This is a genomic window from Saccharothrix texasensis (assembly GCF_003752005.1).
GTDB classification, from domain to species: domain Bacteria; phylum Actinomycetota; class Actinomycetes; order Mycobacteriales; family Pseudonocardiaceae; genus Actinosynnema; species Actinosynnema texasense.
Genome location: NZ_RJKM01000001.1, coordinates 3,389,504 through 3,402,327 on the forward strand (window position 1 = coordinate 3,389,504; position 12,824 = coordinate 3,402,327).

At 69.8% G+C, this 12,824-nt stretch carries 15 protein-coding genes; 3 read left to right on the plus strand and 12 right to left on the minus strand.

Features of this window, described 5'->3' with window-relative positions; all coding sequences use genetic code 11:
• Positions 1-14 precede the first annotated feature (14 nt).
• Both EDD40_RS13690 and EDD40_RS13695 read right to left on the minus strand, forming a co-directional pair.
• Positions 15-266, minus strand: a complete 252-nt coding sequence (locus tag EDD40_RS13690) for a hypothetical protein (protein WP_148088791.1) — start codon at positions 264-266, stop codon at positions 15-17.
• Positions 267-298: 32 nt separating this feature from the next.
• Entirely contained in the window at positions 299-1,117 is an 819-nt protein-coding gene (locus tag EDD40_RS13695) for an HK97 family phage prohead protease (protein WP_123743242.1), read from the minus strand.
• Positions 1,118-1,309: 192 nt separating this feature from the next.
• Here EDD40_RS13695 and EDD40_RS13700 point away from each other — a divergent pair, with 192 nt between their 5' ends.
• Positions 1,310-2,155, plus strand: a complete 846-nt coding sequence (locus tag EDD40_RS13700; RefSeq protein WP_123743243.1) for a PDDEXK family nuclease — start codon at positions 1,310-1,312, stop codon at positions 2,153-2,155.
• Positions 2,156-2,367: 212 nt separating this feature from the next.
• On the plus strand, positions 2,368-3,117 hold the full coding sequence (locus EDD40_RS13705; protein WP_148088792.1) for a hypothetical protein: 750 nt from the start codon (positions 2,368-2,370) through the stop codon (positions 3,115-3,117).
• 173 nt (positions 3,118-3,290) lie between these two features.
• Here EDD40_RS13705 and EDD40_RS13710 read toward each other — a convergent pair whose 3' ends face one another.
• The 4 genes from EDD40_RS13710 to EDD40_RS13720 form a co-directional block, all read right to left on the minus strand.
• Positions 3,291-3,764, minus strand: a complete 474-nt coding sequence (locus EDD40_RS13710) for a helix-turn-helix transcriptional regulator (protein ID WP_123743245.1) — start codon at positions 3,762-3,764, stop codon at positions 3,291-3,293.
• A 67-nt stretch (positions 3,765-3,831) separates the two neighbouring features.
• The gene (locus EDD40_RS13715) at positions 3,832-4,428 is read right to left on the minus strand and encodes a hypothetical protein (protein WP_148088793.1); all 597 of its coding nucleotides are present in this window, start codon (positions 4,426-4,428) and stop codon (positions 3,832-3,834) included.
• A gap of 200 nt (positions 4,429-4,628) precedes the next feature.
• The gene (locus EDD40_RS41680; RefSeq protein ID WP_170185065.1) at positions 4,629-4,772 is read right to left on the minus strand and encodes a hypothetical protein; all 144 of its coding nucleotides are present in this window, start codon (positions 4,770-4,772) and stop codon (positions 4,629-4,631) included.
• 201 nt (positions 4,773-4,973) lie between these two features.
• Positions 4,974-5,480 carry a hypothetical protein gene (locus EDD40_RS13720; RefSeq protein WP_123743247.1) on the minus strand — a complete coding sequence of 169 codons (507 nt, stop codon included), beginning with the start codon at positions 5,478-5,480 and terminating at the stop codon, positions 4,974-4,976.
• Positions 5,481-5,608: 128 nt separating this feature from the next.
• Here EDD40_RS13720 and EDD40_RS13725 point away from each other — a divergent pair, with 128 nt between their 5' ends.
• Positions 5,609-5,839: a hypothetical protein gene (locus EDD40_RS13725; protein ID WP_123743248.1), complete on the plus strand. Its 231-nt coding sequence runs from the start codon at positions 5,609-5,611 to the stop codon at positions 5,837-5,839.
• Between the two features lie 197 nt (positions 5,840-6,036).
• On the opposite strand, the gene EDD40_RS13730 is transcribed toward EDD40_RS13725, so the two are convergent.
• From EDD40_RS13730 to EDD40_RS13750, 6 genes are all read right to left on the minus strand, one after another.
• Entirely contained in the window at positions 6,037-6,357 is a 321-nt protein-coding gene (locus tag EDD40_RS13730) for a hypothetical protein (RefSeq protein ID WP_123743249.1), read from the minus strand.
• A gap of 544 nt (positions 6,358-6,901) precedes the next feature.
• Entirely contained in the window at positions 6,902-9,886 is a 2,985-nt protein-coding gene (locus tag EDD40_RS13735; RefSeq protein WP_123743250.1) for a hypothetical protein, read from the minus strand.
• On the minus strand, positions 9,883-10,248 hold the full coding sequence (locus tag EDD40_RS13740; protein WP_123743251.1) for a hypothetical protein: 366 nt from the start codon (positions 10,246-10,248) through the stop codon (positions 9,883-9,885). Before EDD40_RS13740 ends, EDD40_RS13735 begins: the two co-directional genes overlap by 4 nt.
• 191 nt (positions 10,249-10,439) lie before the next feature.
• Positions 10,440-10,631, minus strand: coding sequence for a hypothetical protein (locus tag EDD40_RS41015; RefSeq protein WP_148088794.1), 192 nt, complete (start codon positions 10,629-10,631; stop codon positions 10,440-10,442).
• Positions 10,632-10,889: 258 nt separating this feature from the next.
• A complete protein-coding gene (locus tag EDD40_RS41685; protein WP_170185066.1) occupies positions 10,890-11,450 on the minus strand; it encodes a hypothetical protein in 561 nt (186 codons plus the stop codon).
• Between the two features lie 470 nt (positions 11,451-11,920).
• Positions 11,921-12,817, minus strand: a complete 897-nt coding sequence (locus EDD40_RS13750; protein WP_170185067.1) for a tyrosine-type recombinase/integrase — start codon at positions 12,815-12,817, stop codon at positions 11,921-11,923.
• Between the last annotated feature and the right edge of the window lie 7 nt (positions 12,818-12,824).

Here is a 12,824-nt window from a genome sequence, read left to right on the forward strand (position 1 = left end):
CGCACGCCGACCCGCTACAGGTACTCGCTCCAGCACAAACTGCACCGGCCCTTGCCGCGCTCCTTGGCCTGCCGGGCGGTCACCTGCTCCACCGGGTTGAGCTTGCGGCCGTACTTGATCGAGTTGCGGACGCCCTGCTGGTAGCCGGAGCATCCCTCGTCACGATGGAAGGTCCGGCCGCCGGCAGTGACGATGCCTGGGGTGTCCGGCGGCGGCCACGGCTGGTCGAGTTGGTAGCCCCACCCTTGCGCGTCATCGGTAGTCACGGAGAGAACCCTGCCAAAGCCGCACGTCCCCGTCACGCCCTCCGCCAGTCATGCGCCGCGCAGTAGAACGTGCTGCCGAACCGCCCGCCCCCGCCGCCCCGGATCACCTCCCGGCACACCGCGCACCGCGCCGGCCGCAGCACCCCGTCCGCGTCCGCCACCATCGGCACGTCGTCGGCCAACGCCTCCGCGTACAGCTCCTCCACACTCGCCCGCAGCTCCCGCACCTCCGCCAGCTCGGCGCGCGACAACCGGGCACGGCCCGACCGCGACGACGGGCCGCCGGCGCGCAGGCCCACGACCTTGACCTCCAGCGGGCTGGGCGGGCCGCCCTTCGTCGCCAGCAGGCGCGCGAAGGTGTTCGCGCCGTGCAGCACCGGGCCGTACTCGAACAGGTCCAGGTCTTCGATGTGGCGGGTGCCGCCGACCTGCCGCGTCCGGCGGGCGGCGTACCCGATCGAGTACGCCGCCTCCGGCCCGAAGAACTTGGCGTCCACGAACGACTTGCGGCCGTCGTCGGTCTCCAGGTTTGCCTGATAGCGAGCCCACAGAGCCCCCGCGCCCTTCGGCCACGGACGGCCGTCGTGCGTCGTCCTGGGCAGCCGGGGATCACCGGGCATCAGCTCCCTGATCGCCAGGGTCTTGCCCACGGGACGGTTCCAGTCGTGGGACAGCACGACCTTCGGCCTGCGGTCCTTGAGCGTGCGTGTGAACGCGCCGGGCTCGATCACGTCGCCCGTGTCATCACGGACGCCGGTCACCGCCGCCAGCACCTCGACGACACCGGTCGACGGCTCGACGTCGGCGCGGCGGGACGAGGTAGCGGAACGCGGTTCGACCTTCAAGCTCATGGGCCGATGATCGCCCGCACGGCGTCCGCGGTTCGGCCGACGCGCCGCGCAAGTCGCAGCCTCAGAGGCAGTGGCTGAAGGGGGACACCATGACTTGCCGAGCCGACACGGTGCGCCAATGTCAGAACGCCGCCAATTGTCGGAGGGCAGCCGTATCGTCGACGCTCACGCCTTTACGTCCTGGAGTTGCCCATGACGACCGACCCGTGGGGATCCCCCCAGCAGCCGACCGGTTCCGAGTCCGCCTCGTTCGAGGACATCATCAACAACCCGTTCATCGACACCGCGGCGAAGTTCAACGCGATGGCGGACTCCGCGTTGGGCCATGCCGTCACCCTGCTCCACCGACGCGGCGAACGCGAGGTTGTCGAACTCGTCTTGGAGGTCGACAAGGCAATCGTTGAGTTCGATCGCGAGTACGAGGAGTGGACGTTCTGGCTCGAAGTTTCACCCGAGCAGTACTCGTGTTTCACTGACGTCCTGGTGGAGAAGTTGCGCGACACCTACAGGGAGGTCTGCCAACGACTCCAGTTCCACGACTTCGGACTGACGATCCGAGAGACCATGCCGGAGGTCGGACCGCAATGGCGTGATCAACTCCGCGAGCAGTTGACCTCCCCGCGACGTCCCACCAACCAGGGGCGCAAGGTGCGCTTGCAACCGCCCAAGTTCCGCGAGGACTACCTGGCCTTCACCAACCAGGGCGAGCAGACCGTGTACCAGGCGCTCCGCCAGATCCAGGAGAAGGATCTCCCGCGTGAGAGCACGATCGGCATCTACCCGCTGGCCGGTGGGCGCGTTCCCGGCCGCACGTGGGAGCCCGACTTCCTGGTCACCTACAAGGGACGGGCCGGGGTGCTGGAGATCGACGGCCCCCACCACAACGGCCGGCGCGCGATGGACGCCACCCGGGACCATCTGCTCATGGACGCGGGCGTGGCGTTCGTCGACCGCATCCCCGTCGAAGCGGTCGACGACCCCGCCGAACTGAACGCCGTCCTGCGACGGTTCCTGCGCCGCCTCGGCGACGCCTCGTAGGAGACACCGTGACCGCTACTTCGTCCGTTCCCGGCACCAAGCCGCCCCGGCTTGTGATCAGCTCGGGACGCGCGCTGCACCAGGAGTCCGCGGCGCTCAAGCGCATGGTGGAGGAGTACGGCCAGACTCCACACGGAGGAAGTCTCCACGTCACGGAACGGGAGGCTTGGAAGGCCGCGCCGGGGCACTCTCAGCGTGCCCACCGTCGGCGCTTGTGGCAGTACGGCATGCAGCTGTGCAGGCTGATCTTAGTCAACGTCTACGACCACATGTGGAGCACCGGCAGGCTGCTCGGCGCGGACGACTCGATCCCCCTGTACTCCCACCACACGCTGGCCAGGGTCGCGTGCGAGGGAGCCGCACGGATCGGCTACCTGCTCGATCCGGCGATCGGCTACGAACACCGCCTGCTCCGGAGTGCGGTGTTCGCCCTGGCCGACGCGGATGCACGGGTCACCGCCGCCCGCGAGGTGACCACTCATCCGCTGCTGCCGCACGCCGCTGACGAGCCGACGAGGCGGCGGGACGAACTGCTCGACCTCATCGAGCGGGCGGGCATCACGATCCGCCGAAACGGGCGGCAGCAACCTACTCACTTCGAAGTCGGTGCTCCACCTGTTGTCGAGCCCTGCAAGACCAACCTTACGGAGCTGGTGAAGCGGTTCTACCCGGACCGCCCGGGGACCTACCGGTCCACCTCCGGAGTCGTGCACAGCAACCCGTGGGTGCTCAACGACACCGTCACCTCCTCACCCTTCACGCCTGAACTGGTACTGGAACCCGACGTGCAGGGCATCGGCGCGGCCACGCTGACCACCATCGACGCCTCGATCATCGTGGTCGAGTCCTACGCCCGGTACTACGGGCACGACCCCGCACCCGCAGTCCGCAAGAGCAGATCCCGGGCACAGGTGATAGATGGGCTCCTGCGCGAGTGGATCACCAAGCCCCTCGGCCGCTGAACGGACGCCGAGGTTCTCCAGCTCCCGCTCCGCCTCCGCCAGCACCCGGTCCGCCCCATGCCGCCGCCGCACCTCGCGGCGCGCTACGCGGTCCAGGCCCTCGGCGGCCAGCTCCTCCAGCACCGCGTCACTCGGCGGGGCCGCCAGCAGCTCGGCGACGCGGTCCCGGCGCTTCACGATGCTTCCGCCAGGTACGACATGAGCAGCCCGGCGAACGGGTCCGCCGCGTTCACCGGCACCTCGTCGCCAGCCAGCGCCTCCGCCAGCAGCCGCTCACGCCGCCGCCGGGTCCGCTGGGAGAACTCGCGCAGCGAGTCCCCGGCCGCGATGCGCAGCCGCGCCTCCAGCTCGACCACGGCCCGCAGGTCAGCGCCCGGCCGCAGCGCCTTCGCGAGCGCGAACGTCATCGTGGTGGACGGGCGCTGGCGCCCACCCTCCAGGCGGTACACAGACTCGCGCGTGACTCCGGCGGCCTCCGCCAGCCTGACCTGCGACCAGCCCCAGGCGGCACGCTCCGCACGCAGCACCCCACCGAAGCGGACGGCCAGCTCGGCGCGTTCGGTGCCGTGGGCACGGCCCCGGTGCTGAGACCTTGACGGCTCGTCCGTGGACCCACTGCGTGCGCGCGGTGGTTCTCCCCTCGTCATGGATCAAGGGTGCGCCTGAAAACGATCGGTTCGTCAAAGACGCGCCGTGGGGCGGTCCGCGTACAGCTCACCCTTGGCCGAGGATGCGACGAAGGACTGAGCCTGCTCGCCTCCACCGGATGCCCTGGGCATCGATGAAGGTGAAGGTGATGGTGTACGGCAGGTCCAGGGTTAGCGTCAGCGGGAGCGTCCTGAGAGGCAAGCCAACCACGTCGTCGTACTCGACGAAGGTCAGCTCCCTCAACCGAGCCGATTCTCCGGGCGCGATCACCGGCGCGAAGAATCGGATGTCCTTGATGTTGAGGCTCGGGCTGAATCCCCAATCGCTATGCCGCTCCCCGTCAACGACGACTTCGACCGCCTCCAGGCGGACGTTCAGCACCGGGGCCGGACCGTGGTTGTAGATCACCACGTCGACCTCCTCCGGGTCAGTCGGGCTGGTCTCGACCATCGCGATCACAGTCCGGGCCTGAGCAGCGCGGGCATCGCGCGCTTCGGCGTTCCTGCGCCGGATGTCGATGAAGGTGACGATCGCCAGAGCGACCACGGCCGCCAAGCTGCCGATGCCACCGGCCCACTGGCCATAAGCGGCGAAGTCGTCGGTGTCGACGATGCCCCACCCCGGCACGCGAACCGTGTCGTCCGCTGCCCACCAAGAGATCATGCGGGGACTCTAGGCCCGCTCTTGTGCTCGGTGGAGATCCCGGTCGTGCGGCGTGGCAGGGCCATCCACCCGGCTCGTGCACCACGGGGGCGAGGGGTACCGCAGGCTCACCCACCTAGCGGGTCACTCGAACTGCTCGCGCCACTCGTCGCCCTCCTCGACCGGTGGCCGACTGCACACCAGGCAGTCCACTCGCTCGATCAGCCAGGGGACTCTACCCCTCCGAAGTTTCGCGGCACCTTCTGCCAGACGACGTCACCCTTCCCGCGCTCGTGCCCCTTCGGACACGGGCCGGGCTCGTAGTCGGCCTTCTCGCGGTCGGTGAACTGCTTGCGCTCGTCCATCCCGACACCTCTGGACCTTCAGGACACCCGACGGCAATCTGTGTGCACGCGTTTCCGGCTCCTCAGAATGCGCCTTTCCATGCCGCAGCGCGCGGGCACACGTACCACGGGGCGCAGGGCGAGCCCGCGGTGCCCCGGCCGGGAGCCGCGGGCTCCACGTCGGCGGGCCACCGGGCGGGCTCGGGCGGGCATCGGGGAGCGCTACGCCAGCTTCCGTGCCGTCGCCGCGAACTCGTGCGTCACGGCCTCCAGCGCGTGCGCCGCGTCGAGCACCGCCTGGGGCGGCACATCGGCATTGAACCGGCCGCCGTCGTCGCACGTGAACCGCGTCGCCCGCAGCGCACGCTCGGCCTCACGCACGCGCAGAGCGGCCTCCACGAGCGCGTCGGGGCCGTTGAGGCGCAGCAGCGCCACGACCTGCCGCAGCTTGGCCCGCACCTGCCGGTACTGCTCCAGGTGCTCGTCCAGCAGCTCCTCGTTCGACGTCAGTCCCTCGGCGACACGGCGGTGCACGAGGTTGAGCGCGAGCAGCCGTGCCCGGCATCCCATCGCCGCCTCGATCAGCCGCGCGCACCGCTCGGCGCGGTCCTGACGACCACGGGCACGCTGCGCGGCAGCGAGCTTCACGGGCTCGACGAAAGCGCCGACGGCCACGCCGCCGAGGGCTGCGGTCGCGGCGACAAGGGCAGGGGCCAGGGTGGTCCACATAGCTACGAAGTGCACTGGTCAGACGGCCAGGTACGTGCGCAGCGCGGTTCCAGCCAAATGGATCAACCTGCCGAACTCCACTCCGACAGCGGTCGCTCGTACCACAGGACCGTCTCTAGCTTCGAGGTATGGACACGACTCGTCAAAGTGGCCCGACCGCGCCAGCCAAGATCGACGTAAGGTTCGTCGCTCCCCCTCGCACTGTCATCTGGAACCACCTGATGTCGTTCGTGCCACGCACTGGCGACACCTTCAGGGACACGGAGGACGTCGTGTGGGAAGTCTCCGGGATCGAGTGGATTGCCGAAGCCAGGACCAGCGAGGTCGCGGTGGACGTACTGCTCAAGCGGCCGGACTAAACCCATCACCACGATCGTCCTCGTGACGTGGGTGACGGTGAGAACCCGCTGGACGCTCACCGTCGCCCCCGAACGCGATGTGTTCACCGAGCTGGCCGCGGGCTGCCCGGACGAGCGGATCGGCGTCGAGCCCGCCCGATGCCCACCCCGATCAGTTGCCCATCGGCTCCGAGTGCGGGTCCGCTGCCGTGACGGGGTCACGGTGCCCACTCGTCCTCGTCGTAGCCCTCGCGACACTGATAGGCACTCGCGAGCGCCCGGAGTAGGGCGTCGGCGACCTCGAAGTCCTCGCGGCCGTGCTTGCTCCACTCGCGGTGGAAGTGCTCGTACTGGTCGATGAACTTGATGTAGGCCCAATACCGGTCCAGCGCCTCCAGGTCCGGCTTAGGGGGCATGTCGGCGTCCTGCTCGCATCGATCGTGAGCGGCGTTGTACCGAATGGCCTCATCCGCCAGGTTGGCGAAGTCGGCTTCGGCTTGCTCCCTGAACCAGCGCACGAGCGCGTCGGTATGCGTCATGACCGCCGCTCCTTCCGTGTCGCCCCGTTGTGCACGCGCTTCTCACGATGCGCCCGCCCGGGCCGCAGCGCGCGGGCACTCGCACCACGGGGCCGGGAGGGGCACCGCGGCTTCCCGTCGGCGGCTCTGTTACCGATTTCCAGGCCCTGTTACCGATCTCGCCCATGATCGGTAACAGCCCTTTCCGCAGGTCAGCGTCTCGTGGAGGCCCCTTGTTACCGTGTTACCGATTTCCGGTGCATTAATTGCCCCACACGCGAGCAGCCCCCCTGCCCGAGGCAGGGCCAGGAGGAGGCGCTATATGCCGAAATTTCTCTCAAAAATCGGTAACACGGTAACAACCATCCTCCGAAATCGCCTCTGACCTGCGCAAACGCGCTGTTGCCGATTTCTGGGGATCGGTAACAGCCGGGAGCCCGACCCGGGCGCTGACCTGCGGAGATGCCTGTTACCGATTTTCGGGCCGATCGGTAACAGCCCCCGGACGCCGACGAGGGCGGCACCCTCGTGGGGGGCCGCCCTCGCTGGTCGTGCTGGGGTGGGGTCAGTCGTCGTCCCCGCCGCCGATGCGGATGCCCGACCCCACGCCGCCCTGCCGCAGCGCCTCGCGCTCCAGCTCCTCCTCGACCTGGCGCAGCCGCTCCTCCTCGGTGAAGCGCAGCCCCTTGCGGATCTTGACCACCTTGCTCTTGCCGTCGGCCTCCTTGCGGCGGGCGCTCACGGCCGGGTGCCCGGCGTCCTTGACCGCGCGGCCGAAGGCGTTGTTGGTGATCTTCGCTTCGCGCTCGTAGTCCATCATCTTCGTGAAGTTCTGCCAGGCGGCGGCGTGCGTGACGCACTCCGACCCGTCCTCGCAGGGGCACGGCTCGGTGCGCTCGGCGAGCCAGCGGCGGACCGGGTTGGTCTCGGCGTACATCTCGGCGCGCAGCCGGGTGCAGGCTTCGGGCAGGTCGCGGATGATCATCGGATTGGCGATCACGTCGCGCAGGCCCTCCAGCATCCAGAGCAGGACGCCGCTGGCCTCGGTCTTCACGACCCGCGCGGCCAGGTTGTCCACCCGCTTGTCGGCGGGCCGGGTGTTCGGGAACTCGATCGGGATGATGCGCTCCATCAGCGCGTCGTCCGCGCTGTCGATCTGCGGCGGCTTGTTCGACGCGGCCCACGGCACGAACCGGGGCTGGCGATCCTGCACGCCGTCCTTGCGGTCGAAGTTGTCGCGAGCGTTGCGCCGGTCGCCGCCGGAGAACTTCTTGACCTGGTCGGCGTTGAGGGGCAGGCCGTCGGAGACCTCGACGGTCCAGATCATGCGCCGGTCGATCAGGTACATGAGCTGCGGGTCTCCGGCGGTATTGCGCCGGGGGCGCAGCAGATCCAGGTTGAAGCTGCCCGCGTAGCCCAGCGCCGGGGTCTTGGCGTTGTCCAAGACCCCGCCCACGACTTCCAGGATCGTGGTCTTGCCGCTGCGGGTCGGTCCGAGCAGGAACGGGAACACGTTCTTGGAGTTGTCCCCGATCAGGCTCAGGCCGGCCAGGGCGCGCAGGACGCGGCGCACGGCCGGGTCGGGCACGCTCTCCTGGAGGAACAGGTCGAACATCGGCGAGACGGCGTCGGGGTCGTAGACCACGCTGGCCTGCTGGGTGAGCAGGTCGTCGGGGTCGTGCGGGCGCAGCTCCACGTTGCCGTCGAAGTCGATCCACAGGGTGCCGTTGAGCACGTTGAACGCGCGCACGTCGGCGTTCCACTCGCCTTCGTCGATACGCAGCGCCGGGTTGGAGCGGGCGGACTTGCAGCCCTGGTCCAACGCGCTGCCCTTCCTCATCTTCGTGACGTAGCCGGCATACTCGCGGATCGCCTTGTTGCGGGCCACGAGGGCGGCGGCGGCGAGCTTGGCTTCGTCCTCGGCCTGCTTGTCGCCCGCGTCCTTGGCCGCCCGGACGGCGGCGGCGGCCTCCTCCTCCAGGCGGTCGGCGGCGGCGGACTCCAGGCGGGCCTGCGCCGCCATCAGCAGGGTGAGTTCTTCCATGCCGTGCCGCAACGCCGCGCCGTCGTCGGTGCGCCACACGGTGCCGGTCCACGAGCGCAGCAGGTTCGCGCCCGGGACGTAGGCGACCCGCTTGCGCCCGAAGTAGGCGACGAACCGCTGCCCCAGGCCGGCCTCGGTGAAGTCCGCCGCACGGCGGAAGTCGAACGCCTCGGTCTTCTCCGGGGCGGCCGGGGCCTGCGAGGTGCCCGCCGTCTTCGGGGCGGCCGGGGTCTTCGTGGCGGGCTTCTGCGCCGTCGGGGCCGGGGTGTCCCGCACGACGCGCAGGGCGGCCGGCGAGGGCTTGGGAGCGGGCTCGAACGGGCGCACCGTGTGGCCGGTGGCCCGTTCGAACGCCGCGTCGAACTCGTCGTCGCCGACCACGCTCAGCAGGGTGTCGATCGTGTCCCCGGCCTCCTCTCCCGTCTCGAAGGCGGTGCGGATCGCTTCGGCGATCTCGGCGACGCCGAAGCCGCTGCCGCACCGGCAACCGCGCTTGTCGGCAGGGGTGCGGTCCGCGGCGATGCGCCCCAACCCCTGCTTGCCGGTGACCATCCGCTCGAACTCGGCGATGGCCTCCTCCTGCCCGCCCGTGCGGGACGGGGCGACGGCGGCGACGAAGCTGTCCTGCGCGGCGCGGATGGCCGTGTGGAAGCCCGTGCAGCCGCGTTCGCCCTGCCGCAGCAGGCTTAGCACGACCGGCAGCATGGCCTCGTGGCGGGACCCGGCGCGGATGGCGTCCTGCACCTTCGCCAGCGCGGTGCGCATGCCCTTGCACGGCTCGCCACCTGTGAACGAGGCGATCATGGCCGCGTGCTCGGCGTCGTCCAGGACGGGGACAGCGGTCTCCGGGCGGGCGTCGCGCAGCACGTCGATCCACTGCTGCGGCAGGATCGGCCAGTGGGCCGGTTCGGGCAGCTCGTCGTGGTGGCGCTCCGCGTCGGTCTCGTCGTACCAGCGCACCGGGCGCATCGCGTCCTTGGCGTTGAGCGACGGCGGCGCGTACAGGAACCGGTGGTGCGACTGGATAGTTTCGCAGTCGCCCTCACCGCCGATGAGCCGAGTGCCCGCCGGGATCAGGTAGACGTACTTACGCGATGGGCTGTCGGCACCACGCGAGGTGGCCGACCAGGTGGGCGGAAGCGGCATCCCGGCGCGCTCGGTCCAGCGGGCCAGGGTCTCGGCCCCGCGCTTGCCGTCGTAGCAGTCGACGTCGATCGCGACGCCCCAGTGCTCGCGACCGTCCACGACGACCCCGCGCGGCATGCGCAGAGCGACCCCGGAGCGACCGTTGAACCGACCGTTGACGCCCTCGATCCACGAGTCGACGTCGGCGTAGTTGGCGTCCACGCCAAGCCTGCCGGTGTAGCCGGTGGGCACGGGGGCCTTCGCGCCGCCGGGCGGGGTGGGCAGGGGGGACAACCCCTTGCCCAGGTAGCTCATGGCGGCGTCGGCGTACGGCCGTACGGCCGCGTGCGAGGCGGTGGTGTCGCTCAAGGCCGCGCTCACGCGACACCGCCGGGCAGGTCGGCGCTGTACGCGATCGTGCCCTCGCGGTACGCGAACTTGAGCATGCGGGCGTCGCCTACGGCCCGGACGTGCACGCGCACGTCGCGGAGCACGGCGCGGGGCGCACCGGTCGACATCCGCAGCGCGTCCTTCTCGGCGGTGCTGGGCGGGCGGGTGCGGGTGCGGCCGGGGTTGGCGCGCAGCCACCGCAGGTCGTCGGCGCGCTGGGCGCGGTCAACGGCAGAGGCAGGGCACGTGTGGTCGTGGGTGAGCGCGGCCGGGCCGGTGCCGGTGGTGTCGGCGGTGGCGGTGCAGTCGGGGCAGCGCAGGCGTTCGCGCTGGTCGGGGCCGTGTGGCACCATTGGGTGAGTCCTTCGAGGGGTGTGCGGAACTCCCCCGCGAGGTTCACTAGCCGGGCAAACTCGGCTAGCCTTGTCGCTGAGGTCGTCCCTGGTCGGGGCTGGTCTCAAGGCCCCGCTCCGCCGCGTGCGTCAACACGTGGACCCCGGAGCGGGGCTTTTCGCTGTTCAGGGGTGGGTCAACCCCCTGTTGATCATGCGGCGGCGGTGCCGCCGTTCCCGCTCTCGCGCTCGGCGGCGACGCGCGCCCAGCGGGCGAGTGCCGCGCGGCGGGCGTGCTCGCTGCGCTCCGTCTCGGTGGTGTTCGCCCAGCGGGCGTGCGCCGCCAGGCGACGGGCCGCGCTCAATTCCTTGCGGTTCCTGACGGTGTACGTACGTCGCTCCATCTCGTTCCCTCCCAGTGGCTCGATGCGAGCGAAACTACATGCAAAAGCCGCACACTGCAAGCTGTGCACCCCATCTGACCTGCGGTTATGTCTCCCCGAGTTAACTCGGCGCGTCAAAGGGAAATGACTAGCCGAGTTAACTCGGTGCGGCCGGAGCCGTAGCCTGCGCAAACTCCGAAAAGGGGAGACAAGCCGAATTAAATCGGTTCGTCAAAAGGTCAGAGAATGGCCCCGGTCATGTGACCGGGGCCACTCTCGTCAGCCGCGCCGGCGCAGCCGCTCCCACCCCGCCGACGGCTCCGCCGGGACCTGCTGCGGCCGGTCGTCCAGCGCCGCGAGCTGGCGCAGCAACGCCGCGCGGCGCTCGGCGCGCTCCGCGTCGTCCACCAGGTCGGCGCGGGCGCGGTCGGCCTGGTGCTGCTCGGCGACCACGGTGCGCTCGTGCTCGACACGGGCACGGCCGGCCGCGATCACCAACGCCTCGTCCAGGTCCGCCGCCGACGGCTCGGTACCGAGCTGCCCGCCGAGGTCGGAGCGGCGCAGGAGGTCGCGCACCGCCGCCGGGGTCACCGGCACCGGCTGCCCGTGCTCCCGGCCCCACAGCGCGCCGTCCTCGGTCACGTGCAGCGGCGCGAACCATCGGGTGATCAGGCTCCCCAGCGTGGCGGCCAGCGGCACCGACGACGCGGCACCGGCCACGGCCTGGACGTGGCGACGGAACCGCTCGTCGGCCTCCGGGCCGGCCGGGGTCGGACGCGGGACCGTGCCGTGCGCGGGAGCGCCGGACGGGCGGATGTGGGTCGAGCTGAACGTGTTCACGCGGCACCGCCGCGCCGCTCTTCCCCACGCTGGGCGCGATCGGCTTCCGCGACGCCAAATCGGTCCGTAGCAGACTGTGTCTTTCGACGGCGAGCGGAGACGGACCTCAGGGCGAGCCGCGCAAAGTGGGCACTCCTGGCGGACTCAGCACGGCGCGCCCTTTCGTCGGGCGGCAACTCGCCCTTCGGGTCGACCTCACGGCCGAACCTGTCCATGAACACTGACCGGGCTTTCGCCGTGGCGGCCGGACCGGCTTCCTCCCGCGACCAGCGCGTGTGTGCTGCGAGCCGGGCGCGCAGTACGCGTTCGGCGGGAGACAGTTGACCCATTGTGTGATCGCTCCATCCGCGCGGGAACCAGACGACAAACGCGTCCGTGAATGGCGCGAACGTAACCCGAACGCTGTGCTCGGTCAACACCCGCTGAAGCATGAAGGAATTGACTAGCCGCGATTAACTCGGCTAGTCAATTCAGATTCGGTCGCCCAAAGCTAGCCTTTTGTGCGCTGCGCGTGCCCGCTCCTGCGCGGCCGATGCTCCGTAACGATCTAGCATCGCCTCCGACGTCCAGCCCGCCAACCTCATCAAATCGCGTTCCTGACCACCCGCAGCAAGCCACGAATGCGCCCAACCATGCCGGAAGCGGTGTGCGTGCAGATCCGCCACACCAGCCTGACTGCCGCGCCTCTTCAGCGCCTCCTCGACGCCGTCCACGCTGAACGCACCCCGCTGCCCCAACCACAACCCGGGCAGCGCGGCGTGCCGATGCGCTCTCCTCAGCCGCAGGTACCGGTCCAGCGCGCGAGCGGTCTTCGCACCGAACGGCACTGCCCGAGGCTTGGAACCCTTGCCGATCACGTACAGCACTTCGTGGTCGTCCAGGTCCACGTCCTCCACCCGCAGGCGGGCACACTCCGAGATGCGCAGGCCGCAGTCGAACAGCACGCGCAGAATGGCGTGATCACGGCGGTCGGTGAACGTCGTACCTCCGGTGACTTTGAACAAGCGGACCACTTCGTCGTCACCGATGATCGGCACCGGCTTGGCCGGGGCACTGGGCTGCTCCAGTCCCACCATCGGGTCCGAGGGGATCTCGCCCTCGGTCACCGCCCACCGGACGAACCGACGGAGCCCTTTGAACCGGGTGAGAACGGTCTGAGGGCTCTGCTTGTCGTGCAGTGCCTCAAGCCATCCGACGATCGCATGCCTCGTCAGCGCGTCGGTGTCCGGACGCCGCCCCTGCTCAGTGAGCCAATCGGAGAAGAACCGGATGGACTGTCCATACAGGACGATAGTCCGCTCCGCCTTCCCGGCGGCACGCAGCTCGCGCCGGAACGACGCAGCAAGATCGGCAAGTAGCTCGGGCATAGCCATA